This is a genomic window from Brevibacterium pigmentatum (genome assembly GCF_011617465.1).
GTDB lineage: Bacteria > Actinomycetota > Actinomycetes > Actinomycetales > Brevibacteriaceae > Brevibacterium > Brevibacterium pigmentatum.
In genome coordinates this window covers 154,369-169,641 of sequence record NZ_CP050153.1, presented here as the reverse complement: position 1 = coordinate 169,641, position 15,273 = coordinate 154,369, and the positions used below count along the sequence as shown (strand labels likewise).

Sequence of the window (15,273 nt, the reverse complement as noted above, 5' to 3'; positions counted from 1 at the left end):
CAGAGTTCTGTCACGACGGCGAGACTGCGTCTAAGTCTGATGTCAGACTGATATGTCAGTGATGTCGACGGACCCCAGTTCGTCACATTCGCATGTCGAACTCCCACGTTTCGCACACATGGAGGCTCAACGATGAGCAATAAGGCAATCAGCTACGCAGGTCCCGGGAAGGTCGAGGTCATCGACACCGAATACCCGGAATTCGTCCTCAAGGACGGGCCTGGAGTCAATCCCGCCAATGTCGGCCGCAAGGTCGATCACGGCGTCATCCTCAAGACGGTGGCGACGAACATCTGCGGCTCCGACCAGCACATGGTCCGGGGCCGCACGACGGCCCCGGAGGGCCTCGTGCTCGGCCACGAGATCACCGGTGAGGTCGTCGAGGTCGGACGGGACGTCGAGGTCGTCAAGGTCGGCGACCTCGTGTCGGTGCCGTTCAACATCTCGTGCGGCCGCTGCCGCAACTGCAAGGAGGGCAAGACCGGTATCTGCCTCAACGTCAATCCGGACCGCCCGGGTTCGGCGTACGGCTATGTCGACATGGGCGGATGGGTCGGCGGACAGGCCGAGTACGTGCTCGTGCCCTATGCCGATTGGAACGTCCTGAAGTTCCCGGACAAAGACCAGGCGATGGAGAAGATCCTCGACCTCACGATGCTCTCCGACATCTTCCCCACCGGCTTCCATGGTGCCGTCAGCGCCGGCGTCGGTGTGGGTTCGACGGTCTACGTCGCCGGTGCGGGTCCCGTCGGAATCGCCGCAGCCACCTCGGCGCATCTGCTCGGTGCGGCCTGCGTCATCGTCGGCGATCTCAACGAGGATCGCCTGGCTCAGGCCCGCGGATTCGGGTGCGAGACGGTCGACGTGTCCAAGGGCGACCCGAAGGACCAGATCGCGCAGATCCTCGGCGAGCCCGAGGTCGACTGCGGAATCGACGCCGTCGGCTTCGAGGCGCGCGGACACGGCAAGGACGCCAGCCACGAGGCGCCGGCAACGGTGCTCAACTCGCTCATGGACATCACCCGGGCCGGCGGCAGCCTCGGCATTCCCGGCCTCTACGTCACCGGCGATCCGGGCGCGCCCGATGAGGCGGCCAAGGAAGGGTCGCTGTCGATGCGCTTCGGCCTCGGATTCGCGAAGTCGCATGTGTTCGTGACCGGCCAGTGCCCGGTGATGAAGTACAACCGCGGGTTGATGCAGGCGATCCTGCACGACAAGGTCTCGATCGCGAAGAACGTCAACGCGACACCGATCCGCCTCGAGGATGCCCCGCAGGGCTATGCGGACTTCGATTCGGGCGTGGCGAAGAAGTTCGTCCTCGACCCGCACGGCCTCATCTCCGCCTGAGGCTCTCAGACCTCACGCTGAGCCCGTGCTTCTCATGGCCGAAAGCCGGGTGAAGCGGTGAGAAGTGGTCGCAATCGGATGCTTTCAGGACCTCCTGAGCATCCGATTGCGACCACTGTTTTCGTCAGCGCTTCTCCTCGTCCACCAGCCGCGCGAACGCCAGGTGGGCGAGCGCTGCGGCCTGATCCCCGAGCAGGCCGTCGTCGAAGACCACCCTGGGTGAGTGGTTCGTCTCGGCGTCCGGGTCGATGCCCTCGGGCGTCGCGCCGAGGAACACGAATGTGCCCGGAACCTTCTGCAAGACGAATGAGAAGTCCTCCGACCCCATCCGCGGATGCTCCATCTCGACGACCCGCTCGGACCCGAACACGGAGCCCAAGCGTTCGAGCACGAGTGCTGACTCGGACGCGTTGTTCACGGTCACGGGGAATCCCACTCGGAAGTCCACCTCGGCGGTGCAGCGATGCGCCCGGGCGATGTTCTCGGCGATCTCGGTCACCCGCTCCTGCAGCAGTGCCAGAGACTCGGCGGAGAGGAAGCGGATGGACGCGGTGAGCTTCGCCGAGTCCGGGATGACGTTGCTGGCCTGCGCGGCTTCGAGCTGGGTGACCGAGACGACGACGGGGTCGAATATGTCGAAGGACCGGCCGGTCATCGTATTCAGGGCCAGCACCACCTCGGCGAGCGCCGGCACGGGGTCGCGGGTCGCCTGCGGTTGGCTGCTGTGCCCGCCGGCTCCGTGGATGGTCAGGTTGAGGTCGGCGAACCCGGCCATGAGCGGCCCGCCCTTCGTCGTGAAGCGACCCCGAACGTCGGCTTCGACGTGGATTCCGTAGGCCGCGATGGCTGGGACTCCGGCGGCCTCGAGCACCCCCTCGGCGATCATCGGCTCGGCCCCGCCCTCGACCTCCTCGGCGGGTTGGAACATGAAGATGATCGATCCGGGGATCTCCTCCCGGTGAGCGGCGAGCAGTCGGGCGGCGCCGACGAGTCCTGCCGTGTGCAGGTCGTGTCCGCACGCGTGCATGTTCCCATTCGTCGACGCGAAGTCCAGGCCGGTGTCCTCGACGACCGGCAGCGCGTCCATGTCTCCACGCAGCAGGACTGCGGGCCCGGGCTTCCCGCCCTTGAGGACGGCCACCACCGAGGTCAGCGACTCCCCCGTCGTGATCTCAAGTCCCAGCCCGACGAGCTCATCGAGCACCGTCCGCTGCGTGAAGGGAAGGTCGAATCCCAGTTCGGGGTTCGCGTGCAGCTTGCGTCGCAGGGAAATGAGATCGCCGAGGTGGCCCTGAGCTTCGGTGCGGAAATCTGGGGTGGTCATGGGGCTCCTCATCGTATGGGTGGCGTGCGGTTCGGTTCGACCGGTTCCGGTCGGCTGCTGTTACCAATCTATGCCCTGCGGTGGTCAACGCACCCTTGTTGCCGGTCTGCACGGGCAAGTAATGTTGATTACCCACGTCACTCAACGAGGAGACCGAGCGTGCGCATCATCATCACTCAGAACATCACCCTCGACGGTCGTGTCGAGATGCTCGACGACTGGTTCGATCCGCAGGCCCAGGACGAAGAGCTCTCGGCCGAACTCATGCGGCAGTCCGCGAACGAGGACGTGCTGCTGCTCGGTCGGCAGACCTTCGAGGACTTCCGCGGCTATTGGCCGAACGCCACCGATGACACCACCGGAGTCGCGGACCACCTCAATCAGGTCGACAAACGCGTCGTGTCTTCGACGTTGACCGAACCGGGCTGGCAGAACACACAGATTATCAGCTCCGATCCGCTGCGCGCGGTCGCTGACCTGCGCGAGGCACCGGGACGCGATGTCATCGTCACCGGCAGCATCACCCTGGCCCACGAACTCATCGCGGAGGGACTCGTCGATGAGTATCGGATGTTCACCTATCCGGTATGGCAGGGTCGCGGACGCGGTTACTTTCACGACGGCGCGCACTCGGCCAGACCGCCGCGCCTCAAGCTCATCGATGCGAAGTCCTTCCCGAGCGGCATCACCTACTCGGCCTACGAGCCGAGCGCCTGAAGCACCATACGGCAGGACCGAGCGCCAGAGCCCGCGGACGGCACTTGCCTCTGTCTTCAGTCCGCGTGAGTGCGTTCGAAGTCCTTGCCCCACTCGTTCATCGCCTCGACGATCGGCTGAAGGCTGCGCCCCAGATCGGTCAGTGAGTACTCGACGCGCGGCGGAACTTCCGGATAGACAGTGCGCAGAACCAAGCCGTCCTCCTCGAGCTCGCGCAGCTGCCTGGTGAGAGTCTTCGTGTTCACCAAAGGCACCAGTCGCCCGAGTTCGTTGAACCGGCGAGTTCCGTCGAGCAGATGCTTGATGACAGTGAGCTTCCAGGTGCCACCGACCGCCGAGACCGCCACCTCGACCGGGCACACCTCCATCGCGCGCCGGACCGGCAACCGCATAGGCACCTCCACAGGGACAGAAATGTCCGTACTAGACGCTCGTACTCTATGCATCCACGATGGAGACATGCAATACGATGACACCCGTTCGGCCGTCCTCTGGTTGAGCGCACACCCGGATCCTCGCTCGCTCAACGGGAGCCTGCGCACCGCCGGAATCGACCACCTGCGCATGCTCGGCCACACCGTCGTCGAATCCGATCTCTATGCCATGGAATGGGACCCGGTGGTGCGTCCGCGCGATGCCGACATCCACTCATCGGATCGGTTCCGCGTCAGTGCCGACACCCGCACTGCCCACCTCACCGGCACCCAGCCCTCAGAGGTCGTCCGCGAGCAGGAGAAGCTGCGGCAAACCGACGCTGCCGTCATTCAGTTCCCGCTGTGGTGGTACGGTATGCCGGCGATTCTCAAAGGCTGGTTCGACCGAGTCTTCGTCAGCGGCTTCGCCTTCGGAACCGACGAAAACACGGGACGACGGCTCCGCTTCGAGCAAGGCCCATTCACCGGCAAACGGGCACTCGTCATCACCACACTTGGAGATCGCCCGCACGCCATCGGCCCCCGCGGGAAGTCCGGAGAGCTCAACGAGCTCCTCTTCGGCCTCCTCCACGGGACCTTCGCCTACACCGGCATGAGCGTGCTCGAACCGTTCGCCATTCCCAGCGCCGACCGTATCGACGACCTGACGCTGATCCGTACCCGACTCACAGACCGCCTCGGCGAGCTCTTCACTGCCCCGACAATCCCCTACCGGCCGCAGTTCACCGGCGAGTACACCACCGATTGGGAACTTGCACCCCACCTGCGCCCCGGAGAACACGGACTGCGGATCCACACTGCCTGCTGACCGGTCGCTCAATACAGATTCGCCGTCCGTTGTCCGCCCCGCCCTCGAAAGGACCACCGAACCCATGAGCACAAGTGCCGTCGTACCCTTCGACCTCTGCCTCCCTCAGTCCGAAATCGATGACCTCAACCGCCGACTCTCCTCGGCTCGCCTGCCCGAAGCAGAGACCGTCGCGAGTCAGTCACCTGCGCCGGGTCCTGATCGGTGGTCCCAGGGTGTCCCGCTCACTGACCTCGTCGACCTTGTGGACTACTGGCGAACCGACTATTCGTGGCGAAACTTCGAGACTAGGCTCAACGAGATCGGCCAGTTCCGCACCGTCATCGACGGACTCCGAATCCACTTCCTCCACCGCCGGTCCTCGCGACCCAACGCAACCCCGTTGGTCCTCACCCATGGGTGGCCGGCAGCATCGCCGAATACGTCGACGTCATCGACGAGCTGGCCGAACCGACCGATCCCGAGGCACCGGCGTTCCACTGCGTCGTTCCGTCACTGCCGGGTTTCGGCTTCAGCGACAAACCGAGCAGCACCGGCTGGTCGACGGACAGAATCGCCGAAGCCTGGGTCACGCTGATGGGACGACTCGGCTACGACCGCTTCGCAGCCTTCGGCGGCGACTGGGGAGGAGTGATCACCACGATCCTCGGCGGACGCTTCCCCGACCACCTCATCGGAATCCACACCACCTACGCCCCCGGCGTCCCCGGCGCATCACTCGACGAGCTGACAGCAGACGAACGCGCATGGGCCGAAGACGCTGAAGACTTCTGGGCCAATCGGGCCGCGTATGCCCATCAGCAGGCCACCCGCCCACAGACCATCGGCTATGCCCTCGTCGACTCACCTGTCGGCCAGCTGGCGTGGATCCTCGACAAGTTCGCCGAATGGACGGACACCCGAGACAACCCGTTCGAGACGATCTCACGGGACCGACTGCTCGACAATGTCTCTCTGTACTGGCTGATGCGCACCGGTGCTTCCTCGGCGCGCATCTACGCCGAAAGCCACGACTCCCTCCACCCCGACCTGCGCGTCGACGTTCCCACGGCGATCACGATGTACCCCTGCGATATCGAAAGGTATCCGCGCGGATTGTCACAGCAGCGCTACCGGCGCGTCGTCCGCTGGCAGGCAGCGCCGAAAGGCGGACACTTCCCGTCCCTCGAAGCACCGCACGACTTCCTCGCTGACCTCAGGGCCGGACTGACGGCAATCCTCACGCCGTGCCGAACATGACTTTCCGGCCGTCGGGGTCCTCGACCGTGACGACGACGTCATCGACCGCCACGAGCGGAGTGCCGGCGTTCTTGATCCGTTCGAGGAACTCCGCCTGATCCGGAATCCGGAAGTACAGGTGCGTGAGATTCGACTCGGCGACGGGCGGGAACGCATAGTCGGCGAACGCCTCGGCCGAATGCAGAGCCAACTGCACTCCCCCGGCCTCGACGACGAAGTACGAGTACTCTTCATCGCCCTCGGTCGTCAGCGGCAGCCCTGCGATCTTGCGATAGAAGGCGGCGGTCGCCTCGGCGTCGGTGCAGGTGAGGAACACCCCGCGAAACGTCGATTCCATGGCCAACTCCCTTCGCTGCGGATGGCACGGACCGTGCTCCGTGCGTTTCCGGTAGCCGAAGTGTACCCGCCGAGGCGGCCTGCCGTCAGCGCCCGATCGACGAGTCCGAGACGAACAGAAAGGATCAGGAACCTCCCCGAGCCCAACCACCGCAATCGTCCTTGCCAAGCGACGCACATACTCCACACATTCTTCGGGGAGTCGGCACTGTTAGCCTGGCAGGCTGAAACCGATGAGCAGGAGTGAATGTGCGAACGAACCGGTGGCTGCTGGGCCTGGCCATGTCCGTATCCGTGGTGGCGTTGGCCGCCTGCGGAAGTCAGGGCGACGAAGCAAAACCGAAGGAGTCCTCGGCCGCGGCCGAACAGTCCCCCGGCGCCGACTCTGCTCAGGACCAACAGGGCCAGCAGGGCAAGCCGAACACCAAGGACATCCCCGAGGTGGTCGCCGAGGTCAACGGCAAGAAGATCAAGAAGAGCGAGTTCGTCCCCCTCTTCGAAACCCAGTACCAGCAGATGCAGATGCAGGCTCAGCAGTCCGGCCAGCCGGTCGATGAGAAGGGACTGAAGAAGCAGACCGCTGAGAACCTCGTGAGCACCGAAGTCCTCGTCCAGGAAGCCGACAAGCGCAAGATCGACGTCTCGGACAAGGACATCGACAAGGGCCTCAAGGAATCCGCGAAGTCGGGGCAGATGAGCGAGAAGGACTTCCTCAAGGCCATGAAGGACCAGGGCATGGATGAGAAGAAGGTCCGCTCGGAGCTTGCCAACCAGCTGAAGATCGAAGGCCTCGTCGAAGACGAGTACGGTGAGTTCAAGGTCAGCGGCGAAGAGATCGGGCAGGCCTACGAACAGGCGAAGACCCAGCAGGAGCAGATGGCTCAGCAGGGCGGCCAGGGCCAGCAGGAGATGCCGCCGATCGAGGAGATGCGTCCCCAGCTCAAGGAGCAGGTGAAGAGCCAGAAGTCTCAGGAGGCAACTCAGAAGTTCGCGAAGAAGCTGCGCAAGCAGGCCGACGTCACGATCCGCCTCTGAGCCCCGGAGGCCACGGATTCCGTCCCAGTTGGCAAGAAATTGCCGCCTTTTCTCAAGAAAACGCTGAGCATTCCTCGCATTTTCTTTGTGTGGAACTTACCCTGAGGTGGACTATCCGGTCGGTCGGCTGACCGCCGGTCGCCCGCTCCGTCCGCTGACCAGTGTCGACGGTGACACGAGTTTCATCGCAGAAAAGGACTTCCCGTGGCTTCCATTCTCACGCGCTCGGCGATCGTCGCGCCGAAGAACTTCAACCGGTGGCTGATCCCACCGGCCGCTCTGGCCATCCACCTGTGCATCGGCCAGGTCTACGCATTCAGCGTCTTCAAGATCCCGTTCATGTCCCACTTCGACTCCGGTGAGGTCGCGATCGGCTGGATCTTCTCGATCGCGATCCTCATGCTCGGCATCTCCTCGGCCGTCTTCGGCCCCTGGGTGGAGAAGAACGGTCCGCGCGCCTCGATGGTCGCGGCCGGAACCTGCTGGGTCGTCGGCTTCTTCATCGCGTCCCTCGGCATCGTGGCCGGCCAGCTGTGGCTGGTCTACCTCGGCTACGGAGTCATCGGCGGCATCGGTCTGGGCATCGGCTACATCTCCCCGGTCTCGACCCTGATGAAATGGTTCCCGGACCGTCCCGGCCTGGCAACAGGGCTGGCCATCATGGGCTTCGGCGGCGGTGCGCTCATCGCCAGCCCGATGTCGAACCAGCTCATGGCCCTCTACGGCGGCGGTGCCGATCCCGAACACCTCGTCGCCGGTCTGACCCCGACCTTCGTCACCCTCGGCATCGTCTACGCCGTAGTCATCGCCGCCGGCGCCTTCGTCATCCGCGTCCCCCACCCGGAATGGACCCCGAAGGGCTTCGACCCGTCGAAGGTGGAGGCCAAGCCGATGCAGACGAAGGGCAACGTCTCCGTGCGCAACGCCATCCGCACACCGCAGTTCTGGCTGCTGTGGGTCGTCCTGTTCCTCAACGTCACCGCGGGCATCGGCATCCTCGAGAACGCCGCCCCGATGATCCAGTCCTACTTCGGCATCACCGCCGCCGCGGCAGCCGGCTTCGTCGGCCTGCTCTCCATCGGCAACATGGGCGGACGCTTCATCTGGTCGACGACCTCGGACTACCTGGGGCGGAAGAACAACTACATGATGTACCTCGGCGTCGGGGCGATCCTCTATCTTCTCGTCGCGCTCTTCGGCGGCGCGTCGATCATCCTCTTCGTGCTCGCCACCCTCATCATCATCTCCTTCTACGGCGGCGGATTCTCCACTGTTCCCGCCTACCTCAAGGACCTCTTCGGCGTCTACCAAGTCGGCGCCATCCACGGTGCGCTGCTCACGGCATGGTCGGCCGCCGGTGTGGCCGGTCCGCTCATCGTCAACTCCGTCGTCGAAGCCGGTGAGGCCGCGGGCAAGGAAGGCCCCGAGCTCTACACCCCGGGCATGTTCATCATGGTCGGCGCACTGGTCATCGGCTTCATTGCCAATGCGCTCGTCCGCCCGGTCAGCGAGAAGTATTTCGAACGCGAAGAGGACGTCGCCGCCAAGCAGGCCGCCGCCCTCGAAGAGAACTGAAGGAAAGGTCAGATCATGAACGATTCCACCCCCGTCGCCCACGTCCCCGACTCCGGTTCACCGCAGTCCCCCGTCGGCGGTGCCTACCGGGCCGTCGGATCCGTCCTCACCGTCGTCGTGGTCGGCGGCCTCCTCTGGGGCCTGTCCCTGACCGTGGTCAAGGCCGTCGCGATCTTCACCGGCTGAGAATCCCTCAGGCTGAAACCCTCGCCGAGGCGGCCCTGCCGCAGCCGTCACCCCGCCGATCCCTGCGGAGCTGAGTTCAGCTCCGCAGGGATCGGCGCATTCATGCCCCGGTCCGGCCCTCTCAGCTCTCGCCTGACGAAGTCGAAGCCTCGCTCCAGCTGCGCCACAGCCTGGCCACAGCGTCCAGGTGCTGAATAGGAGTCATCACGCACTCCCACTCAGCAGAGAAAGGCACAGACCATGAGCACCAACCCCCGTCGTCGCCTGGCGGCAGCGGTCACTGCCGCCGCAGCCGCACTGGCACTGACCGTCGGCACGGCCGCGGGACTGCCGGCTGCCGCGGCGGCCCACACCTCCACGGTCGCGACCACCCAGTCAGCCATCCCCTTCACCGGACAGGCCACTGATCCTGGACAGGGCACCGATCCCGGACAAAGTGGAGGTCAGTCGTCCGGTCTCGGTCAGGGAAAGGGCACCCAGGGAGGAACCAACGGCGTCACTCCCGGCAACGGCACCGCACCCGGCGGGAACGCGCAGTCGCCGAACACCGGCCAGGACTCCAACGGCTCGACCCAGCAGGAGGCGTCCCCGGCGAGCGCCGAGGAATCCACGGGAGTCGTCCTCATCGACACCGAGCTCGGCTACGAAAACGCCGAGGCGGCCGGCACCGGCATCGTACTGAGCAAGGACGGTCTGGTGCTGACGAACAACCACGTCATCGCCGATTCGACGAAGATCTCCGTCACCGTGACTACGACCGGCAAGACCTATGAGGCCTCCGTCGTCGGCTCCGATTCGACGAAGGACGTCGCGGTGCTCCAGCTCAAGGACGCCTCGAACCTGCAGCCGGCCACCATCGATGGAGACTCCGTCGCCGTCGGTGACGATGTCACCGCCGTCGGCAATTCCGAGGGGCAGGGACAGCTGCAGGCCGCCGACGGATCGGTCACCGACCTCGGCGCTTCGGTCACCGACCTCGGCGCTTCGGTCACCACCACCGCACAGGGCTCCGAGGACTCGGAGACTCTGGGAGACATGATCGAAGTCCAGGCCGATATCGTGTCCGGCGATTCAGGCGGGGCGCTGCTCGATGACCAAGGAGAAGTCGTGGGCATGAACACGGCCGCCTCCTCCGGCGCCCCCGTCGTCACGGGCTACGCCATCCCCATCGAGTCCGCGCTGACGACTGCCGAAGCGATCATCGACGGACAGCAGACGAGCACGAACACGATCGGCTATCCGGCATTCCTCGGCATCGGCGTCCAGCAGGACTCACAGCCCATCCAGCCGGGCCGAGCCAGTCAATCGGGTTCAGCGTCGCAGGCCGAGGGTGCGGTCGTCGCCGGTGTCTATGAGAACACCCCCGCGGCCGAGGCAGGACTGACCGCCGGTGACACGATCACCCAGATCGGTTCGACGCAGATCACCGACGGCACTGCTCTGTCGTCCGCCATCGCCGAGCACAAGCCCGGTGACACCGTGTCGCTGAGTTGGACCGACGCCGACGGTCAGTCCCACACCAGCGAGGTGACTCTGACCGAGGGTCCCGCAGCCTGACGGTGGGATTGCCCTACCACCCCGGGCGAGACGTAAGATCGGGCCATGTCCGGATACGAAGACGCCTCGCCCGCGGAGTGGTCGCCCCGCACCCGGCATAACCGGGAGCGTCTCGACTGGTCGACGATCCTGCGCAATATCGCCCTCGCACTCGCCGTGCTGGCCGGTGTGTGGGCGGTCTTCAATGTTCGCCTGCCCTCGGTCGACGTGCTGCAGGACGATATCGCGGCCGCCGGATTCTGGGGCTTCGCCGTCTTCGTCCTCATCTATATGGGCGTTGCCGCCACCCCGATCCCTGTGACGATCATGGCCACGGCCGGAGGACTCATCTTCGGACTGCCGTTCGGCACCCTCCTGTCGATGGCCGGAGTCGTCGGGGGCTGCTGGCTCGGCTACTGGATCGCCCGGGCGCTCGGTCGGGACACGGTTCTACGTCTGCTCGGGTCCCATGCCGAGACGATCGAATCCAAGCTCACCGGCGGCGGCTTCTACGCGGTGTGCGCCCTGCGCCTCATGCCCGGTTTCCCGTATTGGCCGGTCAACTACGGCAGCGGGGCACTGGGAATCGACAACCGCACATTCCTCAGCGCCACTGTCATCTCGTCCCTGCCGGGCCAGCTCTCACTTGTGGCCGTCGGTGCCTTCATCGGGGACCCGAATGCCCTCAACGGCATCGCAGTGGGCATCTCCTGGGCACTGGTCATCGCGTTGACGATCATCACGATGCGCCGATGGAAGAGCTCGCGGGATGCCGAGAAAACGAAGAACGGGTCGACGGAGAGCCCCGACGATGAGAACCACCGTCGGGCACTGTGAACCGGCGACGCAGTGACCCCGCGACGCACTGAACGAGCGGCTCAGCCGAAGTTCGGCTTGCGGCGCTCCTGGAAGGCTCTGAAGCCTTCGGCGTAGTCCGGGGTCTGGCGCGCCGATTCCTGCAGGGCCGCCTCTTGGGCGAGCACCTCGGCGAGGTTCGGCCGTTCGTCGGCGAGCTTCTGGACGAAGCCCTTCTCCATGGCGAAGGCCTCGGCCGGTCCGGTGACGATCTTCTCGAGCTTCGATTCGACGAAGTCGGACAGTTCCGCGGCTGGGACCGCACGGGAGACGATCCCGGTGGCGGCCGCCTCGGCGCCGGTCATGAAATCACCGGTGACGATGAGGTCCATCGTCCGGTGATAGCCGACCCGGTCGAGGAGCACGTGGTGAGCGCCGGAATCGAGCATCGCGCCGATCGCGGCGAACGGGGACCCGAACTTCGCATCATCAGCGGCGAAGATGATGTCCGCGGCCGCGGCGACTCCGTACCCGAGCCCGAGCGCGGCCCCTTGGACCTGGGCGATCACCGGGATCGGCAGCGCGCGGATCGCCTGGAACACGGGGGCGAAGATCTCTGCGAGGAAGGCGTGGGCGTCATCGGTCTCGACGTCGACGTTCGCAATATCGCGACCGGAGCAGAAGACCTTGCCCTCCCCGCGGATGACGAGCACGCGCACGTTGGGGACCGCCTCGGCGACCTTGGCCACGGCGGCCGCGATATCGCGGAGGTTGTCCGCGTCGAGGGCGTTGCGGGACTCGGGTCCGTCGAGGACGAGTTCGGCGATCGGGCCGCGGTTCTTCAGCTGGATCTCGGTCATGGATGCTCCTTTGCGTGTCCTTGCAGTTGCTGCGCCTGAGGTGGCGGACGCAGTCGCGCCCGTCACCAGGGTGTCACCAGGTGTAGAAACCCTGTCCGGTCTTGCGGCCGAGTTCACCGGCGGCGACCTTGTCCTTCAGTATCTGCGGGGGTGTGAAACGCTCGCCGATCTCAGCGGCGAGGTGCTCGGCGATGCCGAGGCGCACATCGAGGCCGACGATGTCCGTCGTTGTCAGCGGCCCGGCCGGATGCCGGTAGCCCAGGGTCATGGCCCGGTCGATGTCCTCGGCACTGGCAACACCGTCCTCGACCATCCGCATCGCTTCCAAAGCAAGAGCCACGCCGAGGCGGGAGGAGGCGAATCCGGGCGAGTCCTTCACCGTGATCGCCGTCTTCCCCAGCCCCGTCACCCAATCCTTGGCAACATCGACGAGCTTCACGTCGGTGTGGGTGCCGACGACGACCTCGACGAGTTCGGACACGGGCACCGGGTTGAAGAAGTGCAGCCCGATGAGCGCCTGCGGTCGCGGCAGGGCAGCGGCAAGCTCATCGATGGACAGCGCCGAGGTGTTCGTGCCGATGGATGCTGCAGGAGCGTGCTTCGCAATGCTCGCGAGCACTTCCTGCTTGAGTTCGACGATCTCGGGCACGGCTTCGACGACGAGGAGGGCCTCGTCGAGCAGGGTCGGGTCACGGTCGACGACGACGGTGCCGGGCACCTCGATGCCCTTGGACCGTGACTTACTCGTAGACGCGTCGATGCGCTCTCTGGCCGCTGCCACGGTCTCGTCCGTGTTCTCGATGACGATGACGCGGGCACCGGCGGTGGCGAAGGCATGCGCGATTCCGGCACCCATCCGTCCGCCGCCGTAGACGCCGACGACATCAGGGACACGTGCGATGGTGGGGGCCGCCTCGCTGGGGGTGTCTGTGTTGGGCTCGCTCATGCGTTGTCGCCTTCTCCTCGGGTTCGCGGATCGCTCTGCTGATCCATCGCTTCGGTCGCCACGGCCTCGGCGCGTGCACGCTCGGCTGCTTCCGCCTCGGCGGCCTTCTTCGCCTTCTTCGCCGCGCGCTTGGACAGGAACGCATCCATGCGGGCGAACTTCTCGTCGGTTTCGAACAGCACGGCCTGGGCCACATTGTCGATGAGCGGATGCGCTTCACGCGGCGCGTGGAACGCCGATTTGCTCAGCCGCACGGCCAGGGGTGCGAAGCTCGCTATCCGGTCGGCCAGCGCCTGACCGGCGAGTTCGAGGTCCTCGGGATCGACGACGTCATTGAGCAGACCGATCGCCTTGGCTTCGTCGGCCTGCAGGGTGCGCCCGGCCAGGAGAATCTCCTTGGCGCGGGGCTCGCCGACGAGTTCGCGCAGGCGCCACGCGGCTCCGGCTGCGGCGAGGATGCCCAGACCGGTCTCCGGGTTGCCGATCTTCGTCGACGGGGTGCCGATGCGGAAGTCCGCGGCGAACGCGAGCTCGGCCCCACCGCCGAGGGCGAATCCCTCAACGAGCGCGATGACCGGCATCGGCAGCTCCTGGATGCGGGAGAAGATCTTCGAATTGATCCCGGCCAGGGCATCATCGCGGCGACGGTTGCGCAGCTGCGAAATGTCCGCACCGGCGGCGAAGACGCCCGAGGTGCCGATGAGGATCGCAACCTTCGGTTCGGCCTCGAGCTCGGCGCACACGGCATGGAGGGCATCGACCATCGACTGGTCGATGGCATTGCGGACCTCCGGCCGATTGAGGCGGATGATCGTGCGGTCGGAACGGCGTTCGATGAGCAGCGGGGAGGCGGAATCGTTCACGCCGGGGCCGTTGGGTGCACCGGCTGCGCCGTTCGTGTCCCCGCCGGGGCCGCCGGCGCTCACACGCGCTCCAGCAGCAGCGCCGAACCCTGGCCGACGCCCACGCACATAGTCGCCAGTCCCTTCTTCGCCCCGGCCTGCTCCAGGCGGTTGAGCAGGGTCAGAGTGATGCGGGTGCCCGAGCAGCCCAGCGGGTGGCCGAGCGCGATCGCTCCGCCGAAGCCGTTGACGGTCTCCGGGTCGAGGCCGAGGTCGCCCATGCACGCCAGCGACTGGGAGGCGAAGGCCTCATTGAGTTCGACAGCCTCGAGTTCGCCGACCTTCCACCCGGTGCGCTCGAGCACCTTCCGGGTCGCGGGGACGGGGCCGATGCCCATGATCTCCGGGGAGACTCCAGCGTTGGCACCGGCGACGACGCGGGCGCGCGGGCTGAGTCCGTGCTTGCTCGCATAGTCCTCGGACACGAGCACGACGACGGCGGCGCCGTCATTGAGCGAGGAGGAGTTTCCGGCGGTGATGACGCCCCCGGGTCCGTGGATGGGGCGCAGCTTGCCGAGCTTCTCCAGCGTCGAATCGCGCGGGCCCTCATCGGCGGTGACTTCTCCGATGGGCAGGATCTCCGGGCCGAAGCTGCCGGCGTTCTGCGCGGCGAGCGCCTTCTGATGGGACTGATAGGCGAATTCGTCGAGGGCCTCACGGCTCAGCTGCCACTTCTCGGCAACGCGTTCGGCCGTCTGCGGCATCGACAGAGTCGTGTCCTCACCGAAGGCGGGGTTCGTGAACCGCCAGCCGATGGAGGTGTCCCAGGTCCGTCCCGGCTTCGACCACGCACGCGAGGGCTTCTCGCTCACCCACGGGGCTCGAGTCATCGATTCGACTCCGCCGGCCACGACCACATCGGCATCTCCCGCGGCGATCATCGCCCGTGCCGTCGTGATCGCGGTCATCCCCGAGGCGCACAGACGGTTGACGGTGAACCCGGGCACGGATTCGGGCAGTCCGGCCAGGAGCACGGCCATGCGCGCGATGTTCCGGTTGTCCTCACCGGCCTGGTTCGCCGAGCCGAGGATCACCTCGTCGATATCGGTCGGGTCGATGCCCGCCCGCTCGACGACGGTCTTCATCGTGGTCGCCACGAGGTCGTCGGGCCGCTGGTCGGCCAGTGCACCCCCGTAGCGTCCGATGGGGGTGCGCAGTCCGTCCAGAATGAATGCCTCGGGCATGGGTCTCCTCGCTGAAGAGTTCGGGTAGGTGACATGGTACGGGCTTGCA

At 65.8% G+C, this 15,273-nt stretch carries 16 protein-coding genes and 1 pseudogene; 10 read left to right on the top strand and 7 right to left on the bottom strand.

Going from position 1 to position 15,273, the window contains the following annotated elements; all coding sequences use genetic code 11:
• The first annotated feature begins 132 nt into the window (after positions 1 to 132).
• Positions 133 to 1,347, top strand: a complete 1,215-nt coding sequence (fdhA, locus tag GUY30_RS00745; RefSeq protein WP_167193245.1) for a formaldehyde dehydrogenase, glutathione-independent — start codon at positions 133 to 135, stop codon at positions 1,345 to 1,347.
• A gap of 124 nt (positions 1,348 to 1,471) precedes the next feature.
• Here the strand turns inward: fdhA and GUY30_RS00740 are convergent, their stop codons facing one another.
• A complete protein-coding gene (locus GUY30_RS00740; RefSeq protein WP_167193243.1) occupies positions 1,472 to 2,671 on the bottom strand; it encodes a M20 metallopeptidase family protein in 1,200 nt (399 codons plus the stop codon).
• A gap of 159 nt (positions 2,672 to 2,830) precedes the next feature.
• On the opposite strand from GUY30_RS00740, the gene GUY30_RS00735 reads away from it, so the two are divergent.
• Positions 2,831 to 3,388: a dihydrofolate reductase family protein gene (locus GUY30_RS00735; RefSeq protein WP_139467764.1), complete on the top strand. Its 558-nt coding sequence runs from the start codon at positions 2,831 to 2,833 to the stop codon at positions 3,386 to 3,388.
• 56 nt (positions 3,389 to 3,444) lie between these two features.
• On the opposite strand, the gene GUY30_RS00730 is transcribed toward GUY30_RS00735, so the two are convergent.
• On the bottom strand, positions 3,445 to 3,780 hold the full coding sequence (locus tag GUY30_RS00730; protein ID WP_025777424.1) for a winged helix-turn-helix transcriptional regulator: 336 nt from the start codon (positions 3,778 to 3,780) through the stop codon (positions 3,445 to 3,447).
• A gap of 67 nt (positions 3,781 to 3,847) precedes the next feature.
• Here GUY30_RS00730 and GUY30_RS00725 point away from each other — a divergent pair, with 67 nt between their 5' ends.
• The 3 genes and pseudogenes from GUY30_RS00725 (at position 3,848) to GUY30_RS00720 (ending at position 5,869) form a co-directional block, all read left to right on the top strand.
• A complete protein-coding gene (locus GUY30_RS00725) occupies positions 3,848 to 4,630 on the top strand; it encodes an NAD(P)H-dependent oxidoreductase (protein ID WP_167193239.1) in 783 nt (260 codons plus the stop codon).
• Between the two features lie 64 nt (positions 4,631 to 4,694).
• Positions 4,695 to 4,979, top strand: a pseudogene (locus GUY30_RS17830) (epoxide hydrolase N-terminal domain-containing protein); the annotation flags it as partial.
• 50 nt (positions 4,980 to 5,029) lie between these two features.
• Positions 5,030 to 5,869, top strand: coding sequence for an alpha/beta fold hydrolase (locus tag GUY30_RS00720; RefSeq protein ID WP_228281569.1), 840 nt, complete (start codon positions 5,030 to 5,032; stop codon positions 5,867 to 5,869).
• Here the strand turns inward: GUY30_RS00720 and GUY30_RS00715 are convergent.
• The gene (locus GUY30_RS00715; RefSeq protein ID WP_096168356.1) at positions 5,850 to 6,206 is read right to left on the bottom strand and encodes a VOC family protein; all 357 of its coding nucleotides are present in this window, start codon (positions 6,204 to 6,206) and stop codon (positions 5,850 to 5,852) included. The genes GUY30_RS00720 and GUY30_RS00715 overlap by 20 nt on opposite strands.
• 248 nt (positions 6,207 to 6,454) lie before the next feature.
• Between GUY30_RS00715 and GUY30_RS00710 the strand changes: the two genes are divergently transcribed.
• The 5 genes from GUY30_RS00710 (at position 6,455) to GUY30_RS00690 (ending at position 11,374) form a co-directional block, all read left to right on the top strand.
• Positions 6,455 to 7,240 carry a SurA N-terminal domain-containing protein gene (locus GUY30_RS00710; RefSeq protein ID WP_228281567.1) on the top strand — a complete coding sequence of 262 codons (786 nt, stop codon included), beginning with the start codon at positions 6,455 to 6,457 and terminating at the stop codon, positions 7,238 to 7,240.
• 204 nt (positions 7,241 to 7,444) lie between these two features.
• Positions 7,445 to 8,815 (top strand): L-lactate MFS transporter, encoded by a 1,371-nt coding sequence (locus GUY30_RS00705; RefSeq protein ID WP_167193237.1) that lies wholly within the window; start codon positions 7,445 to 7,447, stop codon positions 8,813 to 8,815.
• 15 nt (positions 8,816 to 8,830) lie between these two features.
• On the top strand, positions 8,831 to 9,001 hold the full coding sequence (locus GUY30_RS00700; protein ID WP_167193235.1) for a hypothetical protein: 171 nt from the start codon (positions 8,831 to 8,833) through the stop codon (positions 8,999 to 9,001).
• A 240-nt stretch (positions 9,002 to 9,241) separates the two neighbouring features.
• Positions 9,242 to 10,558: a S1C family serine protease gene (locus GUY30_RS00695; RefSeq protein ID WP_167193233.1), complete on the top strand. Its 1,317-nt coding sequence runs from the start codon at positions 9,242 to 9,244 to the stop codon at positions 10,556 to 10,558.
• A gap of 45 nt (positions 10,559 to 10,603) precedes the next feature.
• Positions 10,604 to 11,374 (top strand): TVP38/TMEM64 family protein, encoded by a 771-nt coding sequence (locus GUY30_RS00690; protein ID WP_167193231.1) that lies wholly within the window; start codon positions 10,604 to 10,606, stop codon positions 11,372 to 11,374.
• Positions 11,375 to 11,415: 41 nt separating this feature from the next.
• Here the strand turns inward: GUY30_RS00690 and GUY30_RS00685 are convergent, their stop codons facing one another.
• From GUY30_RS00685 to GUY30_RS00670, 4 genes are all read right to left on the bottom strand, one after another.
• Positions 11,416 to 12,192 carry an enoyl-CoA hydratase/isomerase family protein gene (locus GUY30_RS00685; RefSeq protein ID WP_167193230.1) on the bottom strand — a complete coding sequence of 259 codons (777 nt, stop codon included), beginning with the start codon at positions 12,190 to 12,192 and terminating at the stop codon, positions 11,416 to 11,418.
• Between the two features lie 73 nt (positions 12,193 to 12,265).
• Positions 12,266 to 13,138: a 3-hydroxyacyl-CoA dehydrogenase family protein gene (locus GUY30_RS00680; RefSeq protein ID WP_167193228.1), complete on the bottom strand. Its 873-nt coding sequence runs from the start codon at positions 13,136 to 13,138 to the stop codon at positions 12,266 to 12,268.
• Positions 13,135 to 14,001 (bottom strand): enoyl-CoA hydratase/isomerase family protein, encoded by an 867-nt coding sequence (locus GUY30_RS00675; RefSeq protein WP_167200562.1) that lies wholly within the window; start codon positions 13,999 to 14,001, stop codon positions 13,135 to 13,137. The genes GUY30_RS00680 and GUY30_RS00675 overlap by 4 nt, the downstream gene beginning before the upstream one ends.
• 59 nt (positions 14,002 to 14,060) lie before the next feature.
• Positions 14,061 to 15,224, bottom strand: coding sequence for a thiolase family protein (locus GUY30_RS00670; protein ID WP_167193226.1), 1,164 nt, complete (start codon positions 15,222 to 15,224; stop codon positions 14,061 to 14,063).
• Between the last annotated feature and the right edge of the window lie 49 nt (positions 15,225 to 15,273).